The 25,355-nt window shown below is 72.4% G+C and carries 21 protein-coding genes; 13 read left to right on the top strand and 8 right to left on the bottom strand.

What is annotated here, in order from left to right:
• The first annotated feature begins 39 nt into the window (after positions 1 to 39).
• The gene (locus tag ACMTAK_RS35920) at positions 40 to 1,449 is read left to right on the top strand and encodes a cysteine desulfurase/sulfurtransferase TusA family protein (RefSeq protein WP_413810027.1); all 1,410 of its coding nucleotides are present in this window, start codon (positions 40 to 42) and stop codon (positions 1,447 to 1,449) included.
• 153 nt (positions 1,450 to 1,602) lie between these two features.
• Here the strand turns inward: ACMTAK_RS35920 and ACMTAK_RS35915 are convergent, their stop codons facing one another.
• Positions 1,603 to 2,577, bottom strand: a complete 975-nt coding sequence (locus ACMTAK_RS35915; RefSeq protein ID WP_413810026.1) for a carbohydrate kinase family protein — start codon at positions 2,575 to 2,577, stop codon at positions 1,603 to 1,605.
• Between the two features lie 171 nt (positions 2,578 to 2,748).
• On the opposite strand from ACMTAK_RS35915, the gene ACMTAK_RS35910 reads away from it, so the two are divergent.
• Positions 2,749 to 2,976 carry a hypothetical protein gene (locus ACMTAK_RS35910; RefSeq protein WP_413810025.1) on the top strand — a complete coding sequence of 76 codons (228 nt, stop codon included), beginning with the start codon at positions 2,749 to 2,751 and terminating at the stop codon, positions 2,974 to 2,976.
• Positions 2,977 to 3,067: 91 nt separating this feature from the next.
• Entirely contained in the window at positions 3,068 to 4,540 is a 1,473-nt protein-coding gene (locus ACMTAK_RS35905) for a hypothetical protein (RefSeq protein ID WP_413810024.1), read from the top strand.
• An 87-nt stretch (positions 4,541 to 4,627) separates the two neighbouring features.
• Here the strand turns inward: ACMTAK_RS35905 and ACMTAK_RS35900 are convergent, their stop codons facing one another.
• Positions 4,628 to 4,981: a HesB/IscA family protein gene (locus ACMTAK_RS35900; protein ID WP_020871998.1), complete on the bottom strand. Its 354-nt coding sequence runs from the start codon at positions 4,979 to 4,981 to the stop codon at positions 4,628 to 4,630.
• A gap of 228 nt (positions 4,982 to 5,209) precedes the next feature.
• On the opposite strand from ACMTAK_RS35900, the gene nadA reads away from it, so the two are divergent.
• Complete coding sequence (nadA, locus tag ACMTAK_RS35895; RefSeq protein WP_413810023.1) at positions 5,210 to 6,397, top strand: quinolinate synthase NadA; 1,188 nt, start codon at positions 5,210 to 5,212, stop codon at positions 6,395 to 6,397.
• Between the two features lie 189 nt (positions 6,398 to 6,586).
• On the opposite strand, the gene ACMTAK_RS35890 is transcribed toward nadA, so the two are convergent.
• From ACMTAK_RS35890 to ACMTAK_RS35875, 4 genes are all read right to left on the bottom strand, one after another.
• Positions 6,587 to 7,264 carry a response regulator transcription factor gene (locus ACMTAK_RS35890; protein WP_413810022.1) on the bottom strand — a complete coding sequence of 226 codons (678 nt, stop codon included), beginning with the start codon at positions 7,262 to 7,264 and terminating at the stop codon, positions 6,587 to 6,589.
• Positions 7,261 to 8,553, bottom strand: coding sequence for a sensor histidine kinase (locus ACMTAK_RS35885; protein WP_413810021.1), 1,293 nt, complete (start codon positions 8,551 to 8,553; stop codon positions 7,261 to 7,263). The genes ACMTAK_RS35890 and ACMTAK_RS35885 overlap by 4 nt, the downstream gene beginning before the upstream one ends.
• A gap of 104 nt (positions 8,554 to 8,657) precedes the next feature.
• Positions 8,658 to 8,936, bottom strand: a complete 279-nt coding sequence (pspAA, locus tag ACMTAK_RS35880) for a PspA-associated protein PspAA (protein ID WP_413810020.1) — start codon at positions 8,934 to 8,936, stop codon at positions 8,658 to 8,660.
• Positions 8,937 to 8,976: 40 nt separating this feature from the next.
• The gene (locus ACMTAK_RS35875; RefSeq protein WP_413810019.1) at positions 8,977 to 9,762 is read right to left on the bottom strand and encodes a PspA/IM30 family protein; all 786 of its coding nucleotides are present in this window, start codon (positions 9,760 to 9,762) and stop codon (positions 8,977 to 8,979) included.
• A 249-nt stretch (positions 9,763 to 10,011) separates the two neighbouring features.
• Between ACMTAK_RS35875 and ACMTAK_RS35870 the strand changes: the two genes are divergently transcribed.
• Positions 10,012 to 10,608, top strand: coding sequence for a DUF3043 domain-containing protein (locus ACMTAK_RS35870; RefSeq protein ID WP_413810018.1), 597 nt, complete (start codon positions 10,012 to 10,014; stop codon positions 10,606 to 10,608).
• 59 nt (positions 10,609 to 10,667) lie between these two features.
• On the top strand, positions 10,668 to 11,402 hold the full coding sequence (locus ACMTAK_RS35865) for a class I SAM-dependent methyltransferase (RefSeq protein ID WP_413813098.1): 735 nt from the start codon (positions 10,668 to 10,670) through the stop codon (positions 11,400 to 11,402).
• Positions 11,403 to 11,531: 129 nt separating this feature from the next.
• On the opposite strand, the gene ACMTAK_RS35860 is transcribed toward ACMTAK_RS35865, so the two are convergent.
• Positions 11,532 to 11,735, bottom strand: a complete 204-nt coding sequence (locus tag ACMTAK_RS35860; RefSeq protein WP_020871990.1) for a hypothetical protein — start codon at positions 11,733 to 11,735, stop codon at positions 11,532 to 11,534.
• 140 nt (positions 11,736 to 11,875) lie between these two features.
• Between ACMTAK_RS35860 and ACMTAK_RS35855 the strand changes: the two genes are divergently transcribed.
• Together ACMTAK_RS35855 and cobT are read left to right on the top strand one after the other, a co-directional pair.
• Positions 11,876 to 13,075 carry a bifunctional adenosylcobinamide kinase/adenosylcobinamide-phosphate guanylyltransferase gene (locus tag ACMTAK_RS35855; protein WP_413810017.1) on the top strand — a complete coding sequence of 400 codons (1,200 nt, stop codon included), beginning with the start codon at positions 11,876 to 11,878 and terminating at the stop codon, positions 13,073 to 13,075.
• Positions 13,076 to 13,844: 769 nt separating this feature from the next.
• Positions 13,845 to 14,894, top strand: coding sequence for a nicotinate-nucleotide--dimethylbenzimidazole phosphoribosyltransferase (cobT, locus tag ACMTAK_RS35850; RefSeq protein WP_413810016.1), 1,050 nt, complete (start codon positions 13,845 to 13,847; stop codon positions 14,892 to 14,894).
• Between the two features lie 200 nt (positions 14,895 to 15,094).
• Here the strand turns inward: cobT and ACMTAK_RS35845 are convergent, their stop codons facing one another.
• The gene (locus ACMTAK_RS35845) at positions 15,095 to 16,045 is read right to left on the bottom strand and encodes an adenosylcobinamide-GDP ribazoletransferase (RefSeq protein WP_413810015.1); all 951 of its coding nucleotides are present in this window, start codon (positions 16,043 to 16,045) and stop codon (positions 15,095 to 15,097) included.
• A gap of 231 nt (positions 16,046 to 16,276) precedes the next feature.
• On the opposite strand from ACMTAK_RS35845, the gene ACMTAK_RS35840 reads away from it, so the two are divergent.
• The 5 genes from ACMTAK_RS35840 (at position 16,277) to aceE (ending at position 25,086) form a co-directional block, all read left to right on the top strand.
• Complete coding sequence (locus ACMTAK_RS35840) at positions 16,277 to 17,815, top strand: leucyl aminopeptidase (RefSeq protein WP_413810014.1); 1,539 nt, start codon at positions 16,277 to 16,279, stop codon at positions 17,813 to 17,815.
• Positions 17,816 to 18,358: 543 nt separating this feature from the next.
• Positions 18,359 to 19,747 (top strand): dihydrolipoyl dehydrogenase, encoded by a 1,389-nt coding sequence (gene lpdA / locus ACMTAK_RS35835; protein WP_413810013.1) that lies wholly within the window; start codon positions 18,359 to 18,361, stop codon positions 19,745 to 19,747.
• 51 nt (positions 19,748 to 19,798) lie between these two features.
• Positions 19,799 to 21,550 carry a 2-oxoglutarate dehydrogenase, E2 component, dihydrolipoamide succinyltransferase gene (gene sucB, locus ACMTAK_RS35830; RefSeq protein ID WP_413810012.1) on the top strand — a complete coding sequence of 584 codons (1,752 nt, stop codon included), beginning with the start codon at positions 19,799 to 19,801 and terminating at the stop codon, positions 21,548 to 21,550.
• Between the two features lie 117 nt (positions 21,551 to 21,667).
• Entirely contained in the window at positions 21,668 to 22,291 is a 624-nt protein-coding gene (locus ACMTAK_RS35825; protein WP_020871983.1) for a GntR family transcriptional regulator, read from the top strand.
• A 92-nt stretch (positions 22,292 to 22,383) separates the two neighbouring features.
• The gene (gene aceE / locus ACMTAK_RS35820) at positions 22,384 to 25,086 is read left to right on the top strand and encodes a pyruvate dehydrogenase (acetyl-transferring), homodimeric type (protein WP_413810011.1); all 2,703 of its coding nucleotides are present in this window, start codon (positions 22,384 to 22,386) and stop codon (positions 25,084 to 25,086) included.
• Positions 25,087 to 25,355 lie beyond the last annotated feature (269 nt).

Genomic DNA, 25,355 nt, shown 5'->3' with positions numbered 1-25,355 from the left:
GCCGTCCGTTCGCCGGTCCCGGCGACTAGCGTTTCCTACGTGCCCTACTTCGACGCGGCCTCATCCGCCCCTCTGCACCCCGTCGCCCGGCAGGCGCTCCTCGCCGCGCTCGACGAGGGGTGGGCCGACCCCTCGCGCCTCTACCGGGAGGGGCGGCGGGCCCGGCTGCTGCTGGACGCGGCGCGGGAGACGGCCGCCGAGGCCGTGGGGTGCCGCCCGGACGAGCTCGTCTTCACTCCTTCGGGGACCCGCGCGGTACACGACGGCATCGCGGGGGCGCTCGCGGGACGGCGGCGCGCCGGTCGCCATCTGATCGTCTCCGCCGTGGAGCACTCCTCGGTGCTGCACGCGGCGGCCGCGCACGAGGCGGACGGCGGTACGGTCACCGAGGTCCCGGTGGACCGTACGGGGCGGGTCGCGCCGGACGCGTACGCGGCGGCCCTGCGGGAGGCCCCGGGCGGGGTGGCGCTGGCCTGTCTGCAGTCCGCCAACCATGAGGTCGGCACGGTACAGCCGGTGGCCGAGGCCGCCGAGGAGTGCGCGGCGGCGGACGTACCGCTGCTGGTGGACGCGGCGCAGTCGCTCGGCTGGGGCCCCATAGAGGGCAATTGGTCGCTTCTGACCGCAAGTGCCCATAAATGGGGCGGTCCTGCGGGGGTGGGGCTGCTCGCGGTGCGCAAGGGGGTGCGCTTCCGTACGGTCCAGCCCGCCGACGAGCGGGAGTCGGGCCGCTCCCCCGGGTTCGAGAACCTCCCCGCCATCGTCGCCGCGGCCGCCTCGCTGCGGGCCGTCCGGGCGGAGGGCGCCGCCGAGGCGGAGCGGCTGCGGGGGCTGGTGGAGCGGATCCGGGCGCGGGTGCCGGAGCTGGTGCCGGATGTCGAGGTGGTCGGCGACCCGGAGCGGCGGCTGCCGCACCTGGTGACCTTCTCCTGTCTCTATGTCGACGGAGAGGCGCTCCTCCATGAACTGGACCGCGCGGAGTTCTCGGTCTCGTCCGGCTCCTCCTGCACCTCCTCCACGCTGACCCCGAGCCATGTGCTGCGGGCCATGGGGGTGCTGTCCGAGGGCAATGTGCGGGTCTCGCTGCCACGCGGTACGGCCGGGGCGGACGTGGACCGGTTCCTGGAGGCGCTGCCGGGGGTGGTGGCGGGCGTACGGGAGCGCCTGGGCGCCCCGAAACCGCCCGAAGCCGCCGCCGGCCCGGCCCCCGAGCCGGAACCCGAGCCCGAGCTCGTCGTCGACTCACTCGGCAAGCGGTGCCCGATCCCGGTGATCGAGCTGGCCAAGGTGATCGGCGAGGTGCCGGTGGGCGGGCTGGTGACGGTCCTGGCCGATGACGAAGCGGCCCGGCTGGACATCCCGGCCTGGTGCGAGATGCGCGGCCAGACCTACGAGGGCGAGCGGCCGGCCGAGCGGGGCGTGGCGTACCGGGTGCGCCGCCGCACCTAGGGGTGTCCGGCGGGGCGTGCCGCCTGCGGCGGGCTGCTCCCCTCCCCGCCCCTTCCCGAAACTGGGGCTCCGCCCCAGACCCCGCTCCTCAAACGCCGGAGGGGCTGGAAGACGGCGCCCAGGGGGCGAGGGCCCCCTGGGCGCCCCACGGGTTCAGGGGAGGTGGGCCGCGATCTCGCCCGCCGCGTCATGGCCGTACGCCTTGGCGAAGCGCTCCATGAAGTGGCCGCGGCGCAGCTCGTACTCCTGCGTCCCGACCGTCTCGATGACCAGCGTCGCCAGCATGCAGCCCACCTGGGCGGCCCGCTCCAGCGGGAGGTTCCAGGACAGGCCGGAGAGGAAGCCCGCGCGGAAGGCGTCGCCGACGCCGGTCGGGTCGGCCTTCTGCTCCTCCTCCGGGCAGCCGACGACCACGGGCTCCTCGCCCTCGCGGTCGATCCGCACGCCCTGCGCGCCGAGCGTGGTGACGCGGGTGCCGACCTTGGCGAGGATCTGGTCCGCGGTCCAGCCGGTCTTGGTCTCGATCAGCGCGGCCTCGTACTCATTGGTGAAGAGGTACTCCGCGCCGCCGATCAGCAGCCGGATGTCCTCCCCGTCCATGCGGGCGAGCTGCTGGGAGGGGTCGGCGGCGAAGGCGATGCCGCGCGAGCGGCACTCCTCGGTGTGGCGGACCATGGCTTCCGGGTCGTCCGCGCTGATCACCACCAGGTCGAGGCCGCCGACGCGCTCCGCGACCGGCTGGAGCTCGATCTGGCGGGCCTCGCTCATGGCGCCGGTGTAGAAGGACGCGATCTGGTTGTGGTCGGCGTCGGTGGTGCAGACGAACCGCGCGGTGTGCTGGACCTCGGAGATCCGCACGGACGCGGTGTCCACACCGTGCCGGTCCAGCCAGGCGCGGTAGTCGGCGAAGTCCTCGCCGGCCGCGCCGACCAGGATCGGGCGCAGACCCAGCACGCCCATGCCGAAACAGATGTTGGGGCCGACTCCGCCGCGGCGGACGTCGAGGGTGTCGACCAGGAAGGAGAGGGAGACCGTATGCAGCTGATCGGCGACCAGCTGATCGGCGAAACGGCCGGGGAAGGACATCAGATGGTCGGTGGCGATGGAGCCGGTTACGGCGATACGCACTGAGTCGCTCCTGCGTGGCGGAGAGATCGGACGCTTCACGCTATCTGCTCGGCCCGGTCCATACGAACGGAAGAAACTACCCAATAGTAGGTCTTTTTTCACCGACACCAGCTGAATACGGTGCGTGGACACGGGGGACGCGTCGGCGACACCCAAGGACCGGGAGGCATCATGCCCCAGCACCTCACCCCCGCGTTTCCCGCCACCGGGGCCATCGAGCCCGAAAATCTGGAGGAGCTGCGCGGCGACGGTGCACGGATGGCGCCGCACTGGAGGGTCACCGTATCGGCCGCTCCCACCAGGCCCGTCCCCCCGGTCGCCGCCTCCCGCATCCGGGGGGTCACGGTGCCCGCCACCTCGGCCGATCTGCTGGCCGGGATGTCCGACTACGGCGATTGAAGGAACCGGCCGCGCCCCGGCTCCGTCTCATCGGCATCTCCTCGCGAGGGATGGGACCGTAGAACGTGAGCGGAGCCGAAGGAGCGAAACGGTGAGCACCGAGGACACCGACATCCCGCAGACCCCCGACGACGACACTTCCCGTGTGCGCCGGCGCTCGCCGCTGGCCGTCGTTTCGGTGGCGGCCGCGGTGCTGATCGCCGGTGGTGGCGGCGCCTACTGGGCCTCCACCGCGGCGGACGGCGGCACCCGGGGTCCGGGCGCGTCGGGCGAGGACGGATCGCCGAAACCCCTCGCATTGGACGCCTACGCCTCCCCGGGCGGAGAGCGGGGCGGGAACGAGGGCATCGCGCCCGGCGAGCCCGACCCGCACGGCGGCCGCTATGTGGTGACGGGCAAGCTGCCGGACGGGCCCGACGAGGCCCCGGTGTATCTGACCGACCCGAAGGTCACCAAGGCCGATGTGGCGCGGCTGGCGAAGGCCCTGGACGTCTCCGGCAGCCCCCGCGCCGACCACGGGTACTGGAAGGTGGGCGGCGCCCCGGACGCGAGCGGCCCGACGCTGCGGGTGAGCCGGACCGGGCCGGGCAGCTGGTCGTACTCCCGCTACGGGGCGCCGGGCGACACCTCTTGCGTCCACCCGGACGGGAAGAAGGCGCCCCAGAGCACCCGGACCGACAAGGGCGACGGGGCGGACAAGCCCGACAAGGGCTGCCCCACCTACCGCGACGGCGACAAGCGCGGTGACAACGGCGCCGCCGAGGGCCGCGACAAGGCCGTCTCCGAGGAGAAGGCCCAGAGCGCCGCCGAGCCGGTGCTCAAGGCGCTCGGGCTGTCGGACGCCAAGCTGGACGCGAGCGGCCTCTACGGCGCCGTCCGGATGGTGAACGCGGATCCGAAGGTGGGCGATCTGCCCACCTACGGCTGGGGCACCAATCTCCAGGTCGGCGCCGACGGCCGGCTGGTCGGCGGCAGCGGGACGCTGTCGAAGCCCAAGGAGGACGACAGCTATCCGGTGCTCAGCGCGGAGCAGGCGCTCCAGCGGCTGAACTCGACGTCGGGCAGGAGCGACGGCCCCTCGGGCAAGGTGAGCGTGCGCACGGTGACGTTCGGCCTCGCCTCGCACATGGTGGACGGCCGGCGGGCGCTGGTGCCGTCGTGGATCTTCGAGACCAAGCCGACCGGGACCAACCGGGTGGCGGTCACCCTCCCCTACCCCGCGGTGAAGCCGGAGTTCATCAAGAAGGCGAAGGAGCCGGGCCACTCCCCCTCGCCGGGCAAGGGGGACAGCACCTCCAAGCCGGATCACCTCACCTCGTACAGCGTGGACGGCAAGACCCTGACGCTGCGCTTCTGGGGCGGGGTCTGCAACACCTACTCGGTCTCCGCGAAGGAGACCTCCGACAAGGTGACGCTGGACCTCGAGAGCAAGCCGAAGCATCCGGGGCGGGCCTGCATCCTCATCGCCAAGCAGCTGGAGCGGAAGGTGACGCTGAAGGAGCCGCTGGACGGCCGGAAGGTCGTGGACGGGGCCACCGGTGAGACGGTGCCGCTGCGGAAGTGAGCGAACGGCTCAGGACAGCCGGAAGGGGGCGGGCCCGACGGGCCCGCCCCCTTCCGCTGCGCTGTTTACTCCGCCGCGCCCGGGGGCTCAGCTGAAGGAGTCGCCGCAGGCGCAGGAGCCCGTGGCGTTCGGGTTGTCGATGGTGAAGCCCTGCTTCTCGATGGTGTCGACGAAGTCGATCGAGGCACCGCCCAGGTACGGGGCGCTCATGCGGTCGGTCACGACCTTCACGCCGCCGAAGTCCTTGACGACGTCGCCGTCGAGCGAGCGCTCGTCGAAGAAGAGCTGGTAGCGCAGGCCGGAGCAGCCGCCGGGCTGGACGGCGACGCGCAGCGCGAGGTCGTCACGGCCCTCCTGCTCCAGCAGGCTCTTGACCTTCGACGCGGCGGCGTCGGACAGGATGATGCCCTCGCTCGCGGTGGTCTCGTCCTGAACGGTCATCTGCTTCTCTCCCGGGTCGTACGGACTGCTTGCCGTTGGAACCAACCAACGGCGTCCCGGATTCATTCCGGGCCCAAGCGCCTATCTCCTGTTGCCCTTCATGCTCGCATACGGGCGGACACACCGGAATGCGTCACATCGACACAATGCCTCTCGTCAACGTGACGTGAAGGAGCTATGATAGATAGCGTCATTCTGACGATTAGGGTTCCCAGCGAAGAAAGAAGGGTGCGTGACGTGACCACCGCCCAGCCCCTCGACGTGCAGCCGACCCCGCTCGCTCTGCTGCTTCTCGGCCGGGAGGCCGACCCCCGGAGCGAGCGCGGTGTGGAGTGTCCGGGAGACCTCCCGGCGCCCTCCGACCCGGATCTGGTGGCACGCGCCCGCGCGGCCAAGGAGAAGCTCGGGGACAAGGTCTTCGTGCTCGGCCACCACTACCAGCGTGACGAGGTCATCGAGTTCGCTGATGTCACCGGAGACTCCTTCAAGCTCGCCCGGGACGCGGCCGCGCGGCCGGACGCCGAGTACATCGTCTTCTGCGGTGTGCACTTCATGGCCGAGTCCGCCGACATCCTCACGGGCGACGCCCAGCAGGTCGTCCTCCCCGATCTGGCGGCCGGCTGCTCGATGGCCGACATGGCCACGGCCGAGCAGGTCGCCGAGTGCTGGGAGGTGCTCACCGAGGCGGGCGTGGCGGATGTGACGGTGCCCGTCTCGTATATGAACTCCTCCGCCGACATCAAGGCGTTCACCGGTCGCCACGGCGGCACGATCTGCACCTCCTCCAATGCCCAGCGGGCGCTGGAGTGGGCGCTCCAGCAGGGCCAGAAGGTGCTGTTCCTGCCCGATCAGCACCTGGGGCGCAATACGGCGGTCCGCGACCTGGGCATGTCGCTGGAGGACTGCGTCGTCTACAACCCGCACAAGCCGAACGGCGGGCTCACCCCCGAGCAGCTGCGCGCCGCCACGATGATCCTGTGGCGCGGCCACTGCTCGGTGCACGGCCGCTTCTCGCTGGACTCGGTCAACGATGTGCGCGAGCGCATACCGGGTGTGAACGTGCTGGTGCACCCCGAGTGCAAGCACGAGGTCGTGGCGGCGGCCGACTACGTGGGCTCGACCGAGTACATCATCAAGGCCCTGGAGGCCGCCCCCGCCGGTTCGAAATGGGCGATCGGCACCGAGCTGAACCTCGTACGGCGCCTGGCCAATCGTTTCGCCGACCAGGGCAAGGAGATCGTCTTCCTCGACAAGACGGTCTGCTTCTGCTCGACCATGAACCGGATCGATCTGCCGCATCTGGTGTGGGCGCTGGAGTCGCTGGTGGCCGGCAAGGTGGTCAACCGCATCCAGGTCGACAAGGAGACCGAGCACTTCGCCAAGCTGGCGCTGGAGCGGATGTTGGCGCTGCCGTAGGCAGGGTCGTCCGGCGATGGGGGCGGGGCGCCCGATCGTGACGCCTGCGGCGGGCCGCTTTCCCCTCCCCGCCCCTTCCCACAACTGGAGCTCCGCCCCAGCCCCCGCCTGGGTCCAGGGGCGAAGCCCCTGCCACGCGGCGGAGTCGCATATCGATGCTGGGGGAGGGGAAAGGTCCGGTGGACGCCCCTACGCGCCCGCGCGGACCAGCCCCGTCTCGTAGGCGATCACCACCAGCTGGGCGCGGTCGCGGGCGCTCAGCTTGGCCATCGCGCGGTTGACATGCGTCTTGACCGTGAGCGGGCTGACCTCCAGCCGGGCGGCGATCTCGTCGTTGGACAACCCGCCGCCCACCTGGGCCAGAACCTCCCGCTCGCGCACGGTCAGGGCGTCCAGCCGTGAGGAGTCATAGGCGTCCTCGCCGCCGCTCCCGTCGCCCTGGGCCAGGAAGCGGGCGATCAGCCCCTTGGTCGCGGCCGGGGACAGCAGCGCCTCGCCCGCCGCCGCGATACGGATCGCCGCGAGCAGCTCATCGGGTTCGGCGCCCTTGCCGAGGAAACCGCTGGCCCCCGCCCGCAGCGAGTCCACCACGTACTCGTCCACCTCGAAGGTCGTCAGCATGACCACCCGGACGTCCTTGAGCTGCGGATCCTCGGTGATCATGCGCGTGGCGGCCAGCCCGTCCGTACCGGGCATCCGGATGTCCATCAGGACGACGTCGGCGCCCCGTCCCCGGGCGATGTCCACCGCCTCCGCCCCGTCGGACGCCTCGCCCACCACCTCCATGTCCGGCTCGGAGTCCACCAGGACGCGGAACGCGCTGCGCAGCAGCGCCTGATCGTCCGCCAGCAGCACCTTGATCGTCATGAGTCCCCTCCCCTACGCGGCTGCAGGGGAAGTCTCACCCGCACCCGGAAACCGCCCTCGGGCAGGGCTCCCGCCTCGCAGCTGCCGCGCAGCGCGGTCACCCGCTCGCGCATCCCCAGCAGGCCGTGTCCGCCGCCGGGCTCCGACCCGTCCGCCCGGGGCTGCCCGGCCCCCTCCGCGCCCTCCGGCGCCTCCTCGGGGCCCTCGGTCCGCGTCCCCGCCCCGTCGTCCTCGACCGTGACCTCCAGCGCGTCCGCGGCCCGGGCGATGCGGATCTCGGCCGTGGCCCCGGGCCCGGCGTGCTTGTGCACATTGGTCAGCGCCTCCTGGACCACGCGGTAGGCCGTGAGGTCCACCGAGCCCGGCAGCGGACCCAGCTTCTCCGGTGGCTCCGCCCGGACCCGGACCCGCATCCCGGCCCGTACGAAGCCGTCCACGAGCTGGTCCAGGACGGTGAGGCCGGGGGCCGGTTCGGTGGGGGCGGCCGGGTCGCCGTACTGCCGCAGCAGGCCGACCGTGGCCCGCAGCTCCTCCAGCGCCGAGCGGCTCGCCTGCCGTACGTGCGCGAGCGCCTCCTTGGCCTGGTCCGGGCGGTTGTCCATGACATGGGAGGCGACCCCGGCCTGGACGTTGACCAGCGCGATGTGATGCGCCACGACATCGTGCAGCTCGCGGGCGATCCGCAACCGCTCCTCGGCGACCCGGCGGCGCGCCTCCTCCTCGCGGGTGCGCTCGGCGCGTACCGCCCGCTCCTCGATGGCGGCGACATAGGCACGGCGGCTGCGCACCGCGTCACCGGCGGCCGCGGCCAGCCCGGTCCAGGCGAACAGGCCCCAATTCTCCTGTGAGTACCAGGGGTTGAGCGCGAAGAGCATCCCGGCGCCGGTGAGCAGCACGGCCGTGGCGGCTCCGACGCGCCAGGTGGTGGGGCGGTCGGTGCGGGCCGCCACGGTGTAGAGCGCCACCACGACCCCGAACACGATCGAGGTGCGCGGCGGGCCCACGTCATTGGTGACCAGCTCGGTGAGGGTGAGGGCGACGTTGAAGGCGAGCACCCCGCGGGGCAGATCGCGGCGGAGCACCAGTGAGGCGGCCGCGAGCACGGCCAGCAGCACGAAGAAGGCGCCCAGCGGCTGGTGGCGCATGCGCGGGCCGGCCACCGCGCCGATCAGGATCAGCGCGAGGACCCCCAGCGCCACCAGGGTGTCCAGGGCACGGGGGTGGGCGCACAGCCAGCGGTGCGGACGGGCCAGGCCCGGCCCGACGGCGAGGGGAGTCACGGAATCCAACCGTAAGGGCCGCGGGGGGCCGCCCGGCTTCATGGGCGGCCCGTACCCGGCCGGTGAAAGGAGGTATGACCTGTGCTGGAGTGTGGATCCGGGAGCGCGCCGCACTAGCCCGGAATGAGGCCGTCGTCCTTGAGCATCGCCTTGACTTCCTCGAGGGTCGCGTCGGCGCCGGGGAGGATCAGCTCGGACGGCTGGAGCACGTCGTCGGGAAGGGGCTCACCGGCCGAGCGCACCGCGCCCAGCAGCGCGCCCAGGGTCCTCCGGAAGCCCTCGTGATCGCCGCCCTCGATCTCCGCGAGCAGCTCGTCGTCGAGCCTGTTCAGTCCGGGCAGATGGCTCTCGGCCACCCGCACCTGGCCCTCCCCCATGATCCGTACGATCATGACGACCTCCTTGGAGACCTCGCCCAGGCGGGGGCGCGGGCTACTGCTTGTCGAACTTGTGCTGGGTCCGGGACTGCTGGGACTCGTCCGTCTTGCCGCCCTCGATCGCCTGCTGCGGGCTGCCGCCGGCCAGCTCGGCCTTCATCCGCTGAAGCTCCAGCTCCACGTCCGTACCACCGGAGATCCGGTCCAGCTCGGCCGCGATGTCGTCCTTGGCCATACCGGACTGGTCGTCCAGGGCGCCGGAGGCCAGCAGCTCGTCGATCGCGCCCGCACGCGCCTGGAGCTGCGCCGTCTTGTCCTCGGCACGCTGGATCGCCATGCCGACGTCGCCCATCTCCTCGGAGATGCCGGAGAACGCCTCGCCGATGCGGGTCTGGGCCTGGGCCGCGGTGTAGGTGGCCTTGATGGTCTCCTTGCGCGTACGGAAGGCGTCGACCTTGGCCTGGAGCCGCTGGGCGGCCAGGGTCAGCTTCTCCTCCTCGCCCTGGAGCGTCTGGTGCTGGGTCTCCAGGTCGGTGACCTGCTGCTGCAGCGCGGCACGGCGGGACAGCGCCTCGCGGGCCAGATCCTCCCGGCCGAGCGCGAGCGCCTTGCGGCCCTGGTCCTCCAACTTGGCGGACTGGCCCTGCAACTGGTTGAGCTGCAGCTCAAGGCGCTTGCGCGAGGTCGCCACGTCGGCGACACCGCGGCGCACCTTCTGGAGCAGCTCCAGCTGCTTCTGGTACGAGTAGTCAAGGGTTTCGCGCGGGTCCTCGGCCCGGTCCAGGGCCTTGTTGGCTTTCGCGCGGAAGATCATCCCCATACGCTTCATGACACCGCTCATGGGCCTCGCGCGCCCCCTTCTGACGGACGTGTGACTCCGGCACTCCAACAGACCCAGCCTACGGGCCCTGCTTCCATTACCGCACTGTTCGAGCCCGCTCGCGCTCCTCCTGCAGGACGATCAGACGGTGGGAGCCTCCGGCGCAAGGAGGAGTGCGCCCCCTGTGTCCCGATTAGGGCGGGACTCCGTTGCCTGATCGTTCCCCCAGAGGCTGGGGCGCACACCCCGCAACCCGTACCCTTGGGCTTTGTGTTCCGAAGCCGTTCCAAGGATGAGCAGGCCGCTACCACCAAGGTGACCGCGGACCAGCCGCAGCAGACCCGTGACCCGCAGGCGCCCAAGGGCCGCCCCACTCCCAAGCGGAGCGAGGCCCAGTCGCAGCGCCGCAGCCTGGCGAAGACGCCGGCCAACCGTAAGGACGCCTCCAAGCGTGCGCGCGAGGCCCGCCGCGCCGATCTGGCCAAGCAGCGCCAGGCGCTGGCCGGGGGTGACGAGCGGTATCTGCCGGCCCGCGACAAGGGTCCGGTGCGGCGCTTCGCCCGCGACTACGTGGACTCGCGGTTCTCCGTCGCCGAGTACTTCCTGCCGCTCGCGGTGGTCATCCTGGTCCTGAGCATGATCCGGGCCGGCGCCATGCAGAGCTATGTGCTGCTGGTGTGGATGGTGGTCATCGTCCTCATCGTGGTCAACTCCCTCGTCCTCGGCGTCCAGCTCAAGCGGCAGCTGCGCAAGCGCTTCCCCGACGAGAATCTGCGCGGCGCGGTGGCGTACGCCCTGATGCGCACCCTCCAGATGCGCCGACTGCGGCTGCCCAAGCCGCAGGTCAAGCGCGGAGAGCGGCCCTGAGCGGCCAATCCTCCGGTTTCACCGGCGGGGCGGCCGGCTGGCTGAGCCGCCTCGGGGGCCTGCGGAACACCGTCCGGCAGGCGCTGGTCGCCCACCAGCTCGATGAGCAGATCACCGCGCGCTTCCCGGTGGGGCAGCGGCTGCGGATGCTCGACGTGGGCGTCGGCCAGGGCACCCAGGCCCTGCGGCTGGCCCGCGCGGGCCATGAGGTGACCGGACTGGAGTCCGACGCCACCATGCTGGAGGCGGCCCGCACCGCGCTCGCCGACGAGCCCGAGGGCATCCGACGACGTGTGCGGCTGTTCGAGGGCGACGGCCGGGAGACCGGGGCACACTTCCTGCCGGGCACCTTCGATGTGGTGCTGTGCCACGGCGTGCTGATGTACGTGCCGGAACCGGATCCGCTGCTCGCCGGGCTGGCCCGGGTGCTGGCCCCCGGCGGTCTGCTCTCCCTGCTGGTGCGCAACGGTGACGCGCTGGCGATGCGGCCGGGGCTGGCCGGGGACTTCGACACCGCGCTGGCCGCCTTCGACTCCCCCTCGTACACCAACAGGATCGGGCTGCCGGTGCGCGCCGACCGGCGCGAGGAGCTGACCGAGACCCTCACCGCGATCGGCGCGCCGCTGCGCGCCTGGTACGGCGTGCGGGTCTTCACCGACCTCGCCCCGGACGACGCGGAGCCGCCGGACTCCCCGGAGTGGGAGCGGCTGCTGACGGCCGAGGAGCGGGCCGGCCGCACGGATCCCTACCGGGCGGTGGCGGCGCTACTGCATCTGTGCGGGGTGCGCGGCTGATCCGGGGCCGACCCGAGGCAGAGCCGGAGCCGAGCCGGGGCCGGGATGGGGTGGCGGTCAGGACCGCCACCCCGCGCTTTTGTCTATTCGGCTTTGTTTGTCTATTCGGCTCTGCCTATTCGGCTCTGTCTATTCGGCGCGCAGGCTCATCGGGCCGTAGATCTTCTTACCGTCCTCGAAGAGCGTCACCTGCTCCGCGCCTCCCTCGAGGAGCTCCCGCCACTCCTCGCCGATCCACGACTCCGCGTCCCCCTGGGTCGGGAACTCCTCCGGCTGCACCGCGGGCTTCGTCTCCGCCCCGTCGGACTTCTCGAACCGCCATGTCCACGCCATTCCAGCCTCCTCCATCCCGCCGACCCACGGGTGATACCCGCCGGTCCACAGCTGATGTCTGCCCGCAGCCTAGGTGACTGATCACTCCGTACGGGGTGGCCCCGCGCGACCCGTGGGAACGGACGCGAGACGATCGGGGCGTGGAACTCACTCTTCTGGGCACCGGGGCCCCCGACGGGCTGCCGCGCCACGGCTGTCCCTGCGCCGCCTGTGCCGCCGCCGTCGGCGAGGAGGCACGGGCCGCCACCTCGCTGCTGATCGACGGCGCGCTGCTGATCGACCTCACCCCGGGGGCCGCCTTCGCCGCCGCGCGGGCCGGGTACTCGCTGGTGGGCGTCCGCCAGGTGCTGCTCTCGCATCCGCACGCGGGTCCGGCCGTCGAGTTCCCGGCCGGGCTGCCGGCGCCGGGGCGGGTGCCGGACGGCCGCATGCTGTCCCTGATCAGCGGGCACCGGGTACGGGCGGTCGCGCTGGACTCCCCCGGTACCGGCTACGAGGTCACCGGCCCCGACGGCACCCGGCTGCTGTACCTCCCGCCGGGCGCGACCGCCGCCGGGCTCCCGGACCCGGCCGAGCCGTACGACATGGTGCTGCTCGACGTGCTGGGCCGCCCCGACGCGCTGGCCGCCCTGCGCTCCTCGGGCGCCGTGGACGCCACCACCGACGTCCTGGCCGTCCATCTCGACCACACCACCCCGCCCGGCCGGGAGCTGCACCGCCGCCTCGCCACGGCGGGCGCGCGGGCGGTGCCGGACGGGCAGACGCTGATCGTCGGCGAGTACCACGCGGTGCCGGACCTGCCGCGCCGCACGCTGGTGCTGGGCGGCGCCCGGTCCGGCAAGTCCCTCGAGGCGGAACGGCGGCTGGCCGCGTTCCCCGACGTCCTGTACGTCGCGACGGGCGGCACCCGTGAGGGCGACCCCGAGTGGGCCGCCCGCGTCGCCGCCCACCGCGACCGCCGCCCCGGCTCCTGGCGCACCACCGAGACCTGCGACCTGCCCCCGCTGCTCGCCGAGGACGGCCCACCGCTGCTCATCGACTGCCTGGCGCTGTGGCTCACCGACGCGATGGACTCCGTGAGCGCCTGGGACGACGAGAAGTGGACACACGACGGCGGACGCGCCCTCCACGAACGGGTCTCCGCCCTCGTCGCGGCGGTCCGCGCCACGACCCGTACGGTCGTCGCGGTGAGCAATGAGGTCGGCTCGGGCATCGTCCCCGCGACCGCCTCCGGCCGCCGCTTCCGCGACGAACTGGGCCGCCTGAACGCGGCGTTCGCCGAGGAGTGCGAGCAGGTGCTGCTGGTGGTGGCGGGTCAGCCCCTGCCGCTGCGCGGCTGATCGCGGGCCGGGGTGCTGGGCACGCGGGGCGGTGTGGGGTGTGCGGGGCGGTGTGGGGTGTGCGGGGCTGCTCGGTTCGGTTGGGTGCGGCTTTCGTCTCGCGCCTTCGGCGCATTTGAGCAGCGGGGCAGGGGGTGGGGGGCGCGGCACCGCCGCCGGGCGCCGGGACGGCGGAGGCGGGCGCCGGTGGCGGCCTCCCGCTTCGGCGGCCGAGGTCCCTCCGGACTGCGGGCCGGTCGGCCCCGGGGCGGCCCCTCCGGGTACCCCTCTCGAAAACACTTGATCTGGCGCAACTAATTTGTCAAACGTTTTGAGAGGGGGTACCCCGACCCCGGCAGCCCGGCAGCCCGGCAGCCCGGCAGCCCGGCAGCCCGGCAAGGCTCCCAGCCTCCGAGCACCGGAGCCGCCACGGACCCCGCGCTCCACCGGCCCGGCGCCCGGCGACGCGGCCCGCGCCCCCCCACCCCCTCCCCCGCTGCTCAATTGCGCCGAAGGCGCGAGACGGCGGCGCGGGCAGCCGAGCCGAGTAGGCCGACGCAGGCCCCGCTCCGTGTCCGTCCTGCGCCTATGCCTGTGCCCAGCCTGCGCCTGCGCCTACGCCTGTGCCCAGCCTGCGCCTACGTCTGTGCCCAGCCTGCGCCTACGCCTGTGCCCGGCCTGCCTACGCCTGTGCCCGGCCTACCTACGCGCGGGGGCCGCGCGGGGGCCGCGCGGGGCTCAACGGACGGACGCCGTACCGGTTCCCGGGGCGCCCGGTAGGGTTCGCCAGGTGAGTGCTCTCAATCTCGATGACTTCGTCGACCTGATCGAGCGCCCCGACGGGGGCATCCGGCGTGACGCCGAGGAGCGCCGCGAGCGGCTCGCGTTGCCGCCGGGTGCGCTCGGGCGGCTGGACGAACTGGGCGAGTGGCTGGCCGCCGCTCAGCAGCGGGTGCCAGTCAAGCCCATCGAGCAGCCCCGCGTCGTCCTCTTCGCGGGCGACCACGGCGTCTCCGACCTCGGCGTCTCCGCCCGCCCCGCCAGGAGCACCCACCGTCTGGTCCGCGCCGTGCTCGACGGCGAGAGCCCGGCCGCCATCCTGGCCGCCCGCCTCGGCACATCCGTCCGAGTCATCGACATGGCCCTGGACTGCGACCCCGAGGATCTCCCCGAAGACGTCACCCGCCACCGCGTACGCCGCGGATCCGGCCGGATCGACGTCGAGGACGCGCTCACCCTGGACGAGGCCGAGCGGGCCTTCCGCGCCGGGATGGCCATCGCGGACGAGGAGGCGGACTCCGGCACGGACCTCCTCGTCCTCGGTGACCTCAGCGTCGGCGGCACGACCGCCGCGGCCACGCTCATCGCCGCGCTGTGCGGTACGGACGCGTCCGTGGTCACCGGCCGCGGCGGGGCCGCCATCGACGACCTGGCCTGGATGCGCAAGTGCGCCGCCATCCGCGACGGGCTGCGCCGCGCCCGCCCCGTGCTCGGCGATCAGCTCCAGCTGCTGGCCACCGTCGGCGGTGCCGACCTCGCCGCGATCACCGGCTTCCTGTTGCAGAGCGCCGTACGCCACACCCCGGTGATCCTCGACGGCGTCGTCTCGGCGGCCTGCGCGCTGGTCGCCCAGCGGGTGGCGTTCCGCGCCCCGGACTGGTGGCTGGCCGGTCAGGCCAGCGGCGAACCGGGCCAGGAGAAGGCCCTCGACCGCATCGCCCTCACCCCGCTGCTCGACCACGGCGTCACGATCGGCGAGGGTACGGGCGCGCTGCTCGCCCTGCCGCTCGTACAGGCGGCCGCGGCCCTGCACGCGGAACTCCCGGAGCGCGACGACTAGGGTCCTTCTGACGGATCTCCGTGGAGGAAGGAGCGGCGTCAGGGGGCACCTCCCAGCGGTAGCTGGGGGAGCGTGCTCTCGGCGTGCCGCGCGGAAGCCCTCGTAGCGGAGCTACTTGGGTTTTCGCGCGGTGGGGCGAGAGGGCGTGCCGGGCGTCGCGACGCCACGGAGATCCGTCAGAAGGACCCTAGGGGCAGGCGCTAGCCGAAGGTCAGGACCACCAGGGCGGTGGTGGCGGCCGTTTCCGCCAGCGCGCCGAAGACATCGCCGGTCACCCCGCCGAGACGGCGGTGGCAGTGGTGCAGGAGGAGTTCGGCGGCCGCCAGGGCGGCCAGTGCGGCGAAGGCGTTACGGACGACGGCGTACGGACCGAACGGAACGGCCACCACCGCGCAGCCCACCACCGTCACCGCCGCCACGACCCCGGCGGAACGCCACGGCACACTGCCCGCGACCGCCGCGCCCAGCCCCTCCGGCCGCGCCGCCGGAACCCCCACGCGGGCCGCCAGCGTCAGGGCGCAACGCGCGGCGACACCGGCCACGGCCGCACCGACCGCGCCGTGCGCCCAGTCCTGCCCGTAGAGCTCGGCCAGGGCCGCCACCTGCCCGAGCAGGACGAACAGCAGCGTGATCACACCGAACGGCCCGATGTCCGACCGCTTCATGATGCGCAGCGCGTCCTCGGCGGGCTTGCCACTGCCGAGCCCGTCCGCGGTGTCGGCGAGCCCGTCGAGGTGGAGGCCGCGGGTCAGTACGGCGGGTATCGCGGCGGTGGCAACGGCCGCGAGCAGCGCCCCACCGCCCAGGAACAGCAACACCCCACCCACCGCGGCCGCGCACAGCCCCACGGCCAGCCCGGCCAGCGGAGCGCACAGCATCCCCGCGTGCGCCGCCTCCCGGTCCCACCGCGTGCCCCGCACGGGCAGCACCGTGAGCGTGCCGAACGCGAAGCGGACCCCGTCGCCCCAGGGGGCACGCGGAGCGTGCGCGGGCGGCGGATCGTAGCCGGGCCGCGGCGGATGCTCCGGCCGGTCTGGCTGCTGCTCCGCGCCCTCAGAGGGCTCCGAGCTCTCCGGCCGCTCGGGCCCGGCCTCCGGCGGGCGTGCGGACGGCTGCGGTTGCGGCTGCGGCGGCTCCGGCGTGGTGTCCATCGCGCGGAAGGCTATCCCGGTCACCCGTAGCGGGTAAGCCCCAGGGCACGCCTCTGTGGAGCTCTCAGTGCCACGTCGCGCCCGGTGCTCGACCCTTCCGGCCTCGGCCACCGCCCAGCGGTAGCCGGGGGAGAACTGAGCCCTGAATAGGGCCTGGGCATACGATGCGGAGGGGCGCGGCCAACCAATCCATGACGGCCGACGAACTACCGGAAGAGGGACCCGACCACTGTGACTGCTCTGACTCTCAGCACCTCGTCCGCCGCGGCACTGCGCGCGGACGCCGTCGTCGTCGGTGTGGCGAAGGGGGCCAAGAGCCCCGTCGTCGCTGTCGGCGCCGAGGCCGTGGACAAGGCGTTCGGCGGGAAGCTGGCCGCCGTTCTGGAGACGCTCGGCGCGACCGGCGCCGAGGGCGAGGTGACCAAACTGCCCGCCGCGTCCGGCCTCAAGGCCCCGGTCGTGCTGGCGGTCGGGCTGGGCGAGGTCCCGGCCAAGGGCGACGGCTATGACGCCGAGACGCTGCGCCGGGCCGCGGGCGCGGCCGCCCGCGCGCTGTCCGGTTCGAAGAAGGGCGCGTTCGCGCTGCCGATCGAGGACCCGGCCGGCGCCACCGCCGTGGCCGAGGGCGCGCTGCTCGGGGCGTACACGTACGACAAGAGCAACGGCAACGGCGGCAACGCCAAGGACAAGGACAAGGACAAGAAGAACAACGGGCCGCTCGCCGAGGTCGCCCTCGTCGGCGGCAAGCCGCGCGACAAGGCGTACAAGGCGGCCGTAGAGCGCGCCACCGCCCTCGTCGCGGAGGTCAACCGCGCCCGCGACCTGATCAACACCCCGTCCAACCTGCTCACCCCGGCCGCCTTCGCGGCCGAGGCGGTCGCGGCCGCCAAGGAGCACGGCCTCAAGACCGAGGTGCTGGACGAGAAGGCGCTCAAGAAGGGCGGGTACGGCGGCATCCTCGGCGTCGGCCAGGGCTCGGAGGCCCCGCCGCGGCTGGTCCGGATCGCGTACACCCACCCCAAGGCCGAGAAGACGCTCGCACTGGTGGGCAAGGGCATCACCTACGACTCGGGCGGCATCTCCCTCAAGCCGGCGGGTCACAACGAGACGATGAAGTGCGACATGAGCGGTGCCGCCGCCGTGTTCGCCGCGGTCGTCGCGGCCGCGAAGCTGGGCCTGCGGGTCAATCTGACGGGCTGGCTGGCGCTGGCCGAGAACATGCCGTCGGGCTCGGCCACCCGCCCCGGCGATGTGCTGTCGATGTACGGCGGCAAGACCGTCGAGGTGCTGAACACCGACGCCGAGGGCCGGCTGGTGCTCGCCGACGCGATCACCCGGGCCGGTGAGGAGAAGCCGGACGCGATCGTGGACGTGGCGACGCTGACCGGGGCGATGGTCTTCGCGCTGGGCAACCGCACGTTCGGGATCATGACGAACGACGAGGCGTTCCGCACCACGCTCCACGAGGTCGCGGAGGAGGCCGGTGAGCCGTCCTGGCCGATGCCGCTGCCCGACCACCTCCGCAAGGGCATCGACTCGCCGGTCGCCGATCTGGCGAACATGGGCGAGCGCATGGGTGGCGGTCTGGTGGCCGGCATCTTCCTGAAGGAGTTCGTGGCGGACGGGATCACCTGGGGCCACCTGGACATCGCGGGCCCGGCCTTCAACGAGTCCGGTCCGTTCGGCTACACCCCCAAGGGCGGCACGGGCACCGCGGTCCGCACCCTGGTGCGGCTGGCCGAGCGCACCGCCGACGGCGACCTCGGCTGAGCCGAGGTCTGCCCCAGACCCCGGGGTCCAGGGCGGAGCCCCTGGCAGCGAGAAGGGGCGGGAGGGGGAAGTGTCGATATGCGGCTCCGCCGCGTGAATCGATATGCGGCTGCGCGGCGTGAATCGATACGCGACTCCGACGCATGAATAAATATGCGGCTCCGCCGCGTGGTTCGATACGCGGCTCCGGCGCGTGATCCGCCGGGATACCCCCGTAGGCCCCGCGACACAGCGACATGTCGCGGCAACGCATCGCGACCGTATGAGACGCCCGCGCCGTAGGCCGAAAGTCCCGTCGATTTCGCCCTCAACGAAATCGACGGGGCTTCGCGTTCCGGATACGCAGCGGTAACCCCTGAACTGGGGTCTGGAGATTTCTCACACAGCGGCCCCGCGTCCCGCCTCCTCCCAACAAGTGCGAAGATGTTGTCCCGGCAGGACAGGGCCCCCGACACCAGGGCCGACGTAAGAAGCGGCCGAACACACGCCGCCGCCCGGCCGACCAACGGCCGGCCCCGGCGCACCATGCATGGAGGACGTGACGTGGCGAACGACGCCAGCACCGTTTTCGACCTAGTGATCCTCGGAGGCGGTAGCGGCGGTTACGCCGCTGCCCTGCGCGCCGCGCAGCTGGGTCTGGACGTCGCCCTGATCGAGAAGGACAAGCTGGGCGGCACCTGTCTGCACCGTGGCTGCATCCCCACCAAGGCACTGCTGCACGCCGGTGAGCTCGCCGACCAGGCCCGCGAGGGCTCGGAATTCGGTGTGAAGACCACCTTCGAGGGCATCGACATCGAGGGTGTGCACAAGTACAAGGACGGCGTGGTCTCGGGCCTGTACAAGGGTCTGCAGGGCCTGATCGCCTCCCGCAAGGTCACCTATGTGACGGGTGAGGGCCGGCTGTCCTCCCCGACCTCCGTCGATGTGAACGGCGAGCGTTACACCGGCCGCCACATCCTGCTGGCCACCGGTTCGGTGCCGAAGTCCCTGCCCGGCCTGGAGATCGACGGCAACCGCGTCATCTCCTCCGACCACGCGCTGGTGCTCGACCGCGTGCCGAAGTCCGCGATCGTGCTGGGCGGCGGCGTCATCGGCGTCGAGTTCGCCTCCGCGTGGAAGTCCTTCGGGGCCGACATCACCATCGTCGAGGCGCTTCCCCACCTCGTCCCGGTCGAGGACGAGAACAGCTCCAAGCTGCTGGAGCGCGCCTTCCGCAAGCGCGGCATCAACTTCTCCCTCGGCTCCCGCTTCTCGGGCGTGGAGTACACCGCCGACGGCGTCAAGGTCTCGCTGGAGAACGGCAAGACCTTCGAGGCGGAGCTGCTGCTGGTGGCCGTGGGCCGCGGCCCGGTCTCGCAGGGGCTCGGCTACGAGGAGGCCGGGGTCTCCATGGACCGCGGCTATGTCCTCGTCGACGAGTACATGCGGACCAACGTGCCGACCATCTCCGCCGTCGGCGACCTGGTCCCCACCCTCCAGCTGGCCCACGTCGGCTTCGCCGAGGGCATGCTGGTGGCCGAGCGGCTGGCCGGTCTGAACCCGGTGCCGGTCGACTACGACGGCGTGCCGCGGGTGACCTACTGCCACCCCGAGGTCGCCTCCGTCGGCATCACCGAGGCCAAGGCCAAGGAGCTGTACGGTGCGGACAAGGTCGTCGCTCTGAAGTACAACCTCGCGGGCAACGGCAAGAGCAAGATCCTCAAGACCGCGGGCGAGATCAAGCTCGTGCAGGTACGGGACGGTGCCGTCGTCGGCGTCCACATGGTCGGTGACCGGATGGGCGAGCAGGTCGGCGAGGCTCAGCTGATCTACAACTGGGAGGCGCTGCCGGCCGAGGTCGCGCAGCTCGTCCACGCCCATCCGACCCAGAACGAGGCGCTCGGCGAGGCCCACCTGGCCCTGGCCGGCAAGCCGCTGCACTCCCACGACTGACTCATCCCGAGCGCGAACCATCCAAAGATCGTTAAGGAGCAACCGAACACCATGGCGGTTTCCGTAACCCTGCCGGCGCTCGGCGAGAGCGTGACCGAGGGCACCGTCACCCGCTGGCTCAAGGCCGAAGGTGAGCGCGTCGAGGCCGACGAGCCCCTGCTCGAGGTGTCGACCGACAAGGTCGACACCGAGATCCCGGCCCCCTCGGCCGGTGTGCTGACGTCCATCAAGGTGGCCGAGGACGAGACGGTCGAGGTCGGCGCCGAGCTGGCCGTCATCGACGACGGCGGCGCGGCCCCGGCCGAAGCCCCCGCCCCCGCGGCCGAGCCCGCTCCGGCGGCTCAGCCCGAGCCCGCCCCGGCGCCCGCCGCCGAGGCGCCCGCCCCCGCCCCTGCCGCCGCCGCTCCGGCCGGTGGCGCCGAGGGCACCGATGTGGTCCTTCCCGCGCTCGGCGAGAGCGTGACCGAGGGCACCGTGACCCGCTGGCTCAAGGAGGTCGGCGAGTCCGTCGAGGCCGATGAGCCGCTGCTCGAGGTCTCCACCGACAAGGTCGACACCGAGATCCCGGCCCCGGTCGCGGGCACCCTGCTGGAGATCCTGGTCGGCGAGGACGAGACCGCCGAGGTCGGCGCCAAGCTGGCCGTGATCGGTGCCGCCGGTGCCGCTCCGGCCGCCGCGCCCGCCGAGGCCCCGGCCGCCCCCGCCCCGGCTCCCGAGCCGGTCCAGGAGGCCCCGGCGCCCGCCCCGGCCCCGCAGGCCCCGAGCGCCCCGGCGCCGCAGGCCGTCACCCCGGAGCCGGTCGCCCCCGAGCCGGCCCCGGCCGCTCCGGCGCCCGCCCCGGCCCCGGCCGCCACCATCCCGGCTCCCGCGGCCCCCGAGGCCGAGGGCGCCTACGTCACCCCGCTGGTGCGCAAGCTCGCCGCCGAGAACAACGTGGACCTGTCCACGGTCAAGGGCACCGGCGTCGGCGGCCGCATCCGCAAGCAGGACGTCATCGCCGCCGCGGAGGCCGCCAAGGCCGCCAAGGCCCAGGCGCCGGCCGCCGCCGCGCCGAAGGCCGCCCCGCAGGAGGTGTCCCCGCTGCGCGGCCAGACCATCAAGATGCCGCGGATGCGCAAGGTCATCGGCGACAACATGATGAAGGCCCTGCACAGCCAGGCCCAGCTGACCAGCGTGGTCGAGGTGGACGTCACCAAGGTCATGCGGCTGCGCGCCCGGGCCAAGGAGGCGTTCGCCCAGCGCGAGGGCGTCAAGCTCTCGCCGATGCCGTTCTTCGTGAAGGCCGCCGTCCAGGCGCTGAAGGCCCACCCGGCCATCAACGCCCGGATCAACGAGGACGACAACACCATCACGTACTTCGACGTGGAGAACGTCGGGATCGCGGTGGACGCCGAGAAGGGCCTGATGACCCCGGTCATCAAGAACGCCGGCGACCTCAACATCGCCGGTCTGTCCAAGAAGACGGCGGAGCTGGCGGGCAAGGTCCGCTCCAACAAGATCACCCCGGACGAGGTGTCCGGCGCCACCTTCACGATCAGCAACACCGGCTCGCGCGGAGCGCTGTTCGACACGATCATCGTGCCCCCGAACCAGGTCGCCATCCTGGGCATCGGCGCGACCGTCAAGCGCCCGGTGGTCATCGACCACCCGGAGCTGGGCGAGACCATCGCGGTGCGCGACATGACGTACGTGGCGCTCTCCTACGACCACCGCCTGGTGGACGGTGCCGACGCGGCCCGCTACCTGACGGCCGTCAAGGAGATCCTGGAGGCCGGTGAGTTCGAGGTGGACCTCGGGCTCTGATCCCCACCTCGGTTTCCCTGCCGCGCCCCGCACGGGCTTCCCGTGCGGGGCGCGGTTTTCATTACCGCACAGCCGGGATAATGGCAGCTGTTCACCGCTGGTTCTAAGGAGTCCCCCATGGCCGCGCCCGTCGTCCACTCGCTGCGCGAGCAGATCCGCGAGCACATCGTGGAGGGCATCGTCAGCGGCCGCTGGAAGCCGGGCGAGCGGATCGTGGAGCGCCGGATCGCCACCGAGCTGGAGGTCAGCCAGACGCCCGTACGGGAGGCGCTGCGGGAGCTGGAGTCGCTGCGGCTGATCGAGTCGGCGCCGAACAAGGGCGTCCGGGTGCGGAATCTGACCGCCGCCGACCTGGAGGAGATCTATCCGGTGCGGGCCGGGCTCGAGCAGATGGCGGCGGAGCTGGCCGCGCCCGTGCTGGCCGAGGACACCTCCGCCCTGGAGCCCGAGGTGCGGGCGCTGTACGAGGCGGACCGCACGGCCGACGGGGAGGCGCAGGTCCGGCACACCGTGGCGTTCCACCGGGAGCTGGTGCGGGCGTCGGGCAACAGCGTGCTGCTGCACACCTGGGAGTCGCTGGGCATCGAGATCTGGACGACGCTGTCGATCCGCTGGCTGGGCACCGTCCAGCAGTCGTACGCGGAGGAGCACCAGGCGGTGGTGGACGCCTTCAGACGGCGGGATCCGCGGGTCGGCGAACTGGTCAAGGAGCATGTCCTCGGCTGTGCACCGCGTGCCTAGTTTCGCGGCACGGAATGCCAATTTCGGCTTACGGAGCACTTTTTCCTTGGCAGCGCTTTGATCGATCATCGATCAGTCTTACCGTTAGTTCCATGACCGATCTCGCACGCACGCAGCCGAGTGCGCTCGACCAGCTTCCCGACCGTGACCCCGAGGAGACCGCCGAGTGGGGCGCTTCCCTGGACGCCGTCACCCGGGCGGCCGGATCGCAGCGCGCCTCGTACCTCATGCGCCGCACCCTGGAGCGCGCCGAGAGCGCCGGGCTCGCGCTGCCGCCCCTGCTGGAGTCGGACTACCTCAACACCATTCCGACCGCCGCCGAGCCCGCGTTCCCGGGCGACGAGGCCATGGAGCGCCGCATCACCGCCTGGAACCGGTGGAACGCGGCGGCGATGGTCACCCGCGGCAGCCGTGACGGCCTCGGCGGTCACATCGCCACCTTCGCCTCCGCCGCCTGGCTCTACGAGACGGGCTTCCAGCACTTCTTCCGGGGCAAGGAGGCGGGGGGCACCTCCGGGTCGAAGACTGGGGGAGGCAGCGGCGACCAGCTCTACATCCAGGGCCACGCCTCCCCCGGCATCTACGCCCGCGCCTTCCTCGACGGGCGGCTGACCGAGCACCACCTGGACCACTTCCGCCGCGAGGCGGGCGGCGACGGTCTGCCGTCCTATCCGCATCCGCGCCGGCTGCCGTGGCTGTGGGAGTTCCCCACCGTCTCGATGGGGCTCGGCCCGATCTCCGCGATCTACCAGGCCCGCTTCAACCGCTATCTGGCGGCGCGCGGTATCAAGGACACCGCGAACTCCCACGTATGGGCGTTCCTCGGCGACGGTGAGATGGACGAGCCGGAGTCGACGGCCGCGCTCGCCCTGGCCGGGCGCGAGGGCCTGGACAACCTCACCTTCGTCATCAACTGCAACCTCCAGCGCCTCGACGGCCCGGTCCGGGCCAACTTCAAGATCGTGCAGGAGCTGGAGGCCCAGTTCCGCGCGGCGGGCTGGAACGTGATCAAGTCGCTGTGGGGCTCCGCCTGGGACGAGCTGTTCGCGCTGGACACCTCGGGCGCGCTGGTCCGCCGGCTGCGCGAGGTCCCGGACGGCCAGTTCCAGACGTACGCGATCCGCGACGCGGCCTACATCCGCGAGCACTTCTTCGGTGCCGACCCGGAGCTGGCCCGGCTGGCACAGGGGCTCACCGACGCCAAGCTCACCGAGTGCTTCCACACCTCGCGCGCGGGCCATGAGCCCCGCAAGGTGTACGCGGCGTACCGCGCGGCCGTGGAGCACAAGGGTGCCCCGACCGTCGTCCTCGCCCAGACCGTCAAGGGCTGGACGCTGGGCCCCGGCTTCGAGTCGCGCAACGCCAACCACCAGATGAAGAAGCTGACGGGCAAGGAGTTCCGCGCCATGCGGGACCTCCTCGAACTCCCCATCCCGGACAGCGAGCTGGACGACGCCCTCGTGCCGTACGTCCACCCCGGCCCCGACTCCCCCGAGGTCCGCTACCTCCAGGAGCGCCGTGCGGCCCTCGGCGGCCCGGCCCCGGCCCGCCGGGTCCACCCGGTGGCCCTGCCCGAGCCGTCCGCGAAGCCGTTCCAGGCGCTCGCCAAGGGCTCCGGCAGCCAGGAGATCGCCACCACCATGGCCTTCGTCCGGCTGGTCAAGGACCTGATGCGGGACAAGGAGACCGGGAAGCGCTGGGTGCCGATCGTGCCGGACGAGGCGCGGACCTTCGGCATGGAGTCGCTCTTCCCCACCGCCGGGATCTACTCCCCGCTCGGCCAGACCTACGACCCGGTCGACCGTGATCAGCTCCTGTACTACAAGGAGGCCGCGAACGGTCAGATCCTCAACGAGGGGATCACCGAGGCCGGTTCGATGGCCGACTTCACCGCCGCCGCGACGTCGTACGCGACCCACGGCGAGCCGATGATCCCCTTCTACATCTTCTACTCGATGTTCGGCTGGCAGCGCACCGCCGACCAGATGTGGGCGCTGGCCGACCAGCTCGGCCGCGGCTTCCTCATCGGCGCCACGGCGGGCCGTACGACGATGACCGGCGAGGGCCTCCAGCACGCCGACGGCCACTCCCCGCTGATCGCCTCCACCAACCCGGCGGCGCTCGTCTACGACCCGGCGTTCGCCTACGAGGTGGGCGCGATCGTGCGGGAGGGTCTGCGGCGGATGTACGGCCCCGAGGCCGAGGACGTCTTCTACTACCTGACGGTCTACAACGAGCCCAAGGTCCAGCCGGCGATGCCTGAGGGCGAAGAGGTCGAGGAGGGCATCCTCAAGGGCCTGTACCGCTACCAGGAGGCCACGGCCCCGGCCGAGGACTCCCCCCGTATCCAGCTCCTCGCCTCCGGCACCGCCGTCCACTGGACGCTGGAGGCCCAGAAACTCCTCGCCGACGACTGGGGCGTGGCCGCCGACGTGTGGTCCGCCACCTCCTGGAGCGAGCTGCGCCGCGACGCCCTGTCCTGTGACGCGGCGCAGCTCAAGGGCGAAGACCGGGTCCCGTACGTCACCCGTGCCCTGGCAGGCGCACCGGGCCCGGTCCTCGCCGTCAGCGACTGGATGCGCGCCGTCCCCGACCAGATCAGCCAGTGGGTCGAGCAGGACTGGTACTCGCTGGGCACGGACGGCTTCGGCCTCTCCGACACCCGCGAGGCCGCCCGCCGCCACTTCGGCGTGGACGCCCCGGCCATCGTGGTGGCGGCCCTGTCCCGCCTCGCCCGCCAGGGCGCGGTCCGCGCCACGGCTCCCAAGGAGGCCGCGGAGCGGTACGGCGTCTGACGGCACCGCCCCGGTCGCGGGGCCCGGTGACGCCCGCGGCGCGCTGCTCCCCTCCACGCCCCTTCCCACAACTGGGGCTCCGCCCCAGCCCCCAGCCGGACAACCGGAAGTGCGCGGACGCCCGCCCGCTCAGCCGGCAATCCAGCCCCTCCGGCGTTTGAGGAGCGGGGTCCAGGGGCGGAGCCCCGGCAGGGCCGGGGGCCGGGCCCCCGGTTTCGTCGACGGGCCGCGCAAGGCCGGGGCCCGCCCCGGACGCGGCCGGGCGCGCT

Origin of the sequence: Streptomyces lacaronensis (assembly GCF_047337785.1) — a bacterium.
In the GTDB taxonomy this organism is placed as follows: domain Bacteria; phylum Actinomycetota; class Actinomycetes; order Streptomycetales; family Streptomycetaceae; genus Streptomyces; species Streptomyces lycopersici.
This window is presented reverse-complemented; position numbering and strand designations above follow the sequence as displayed.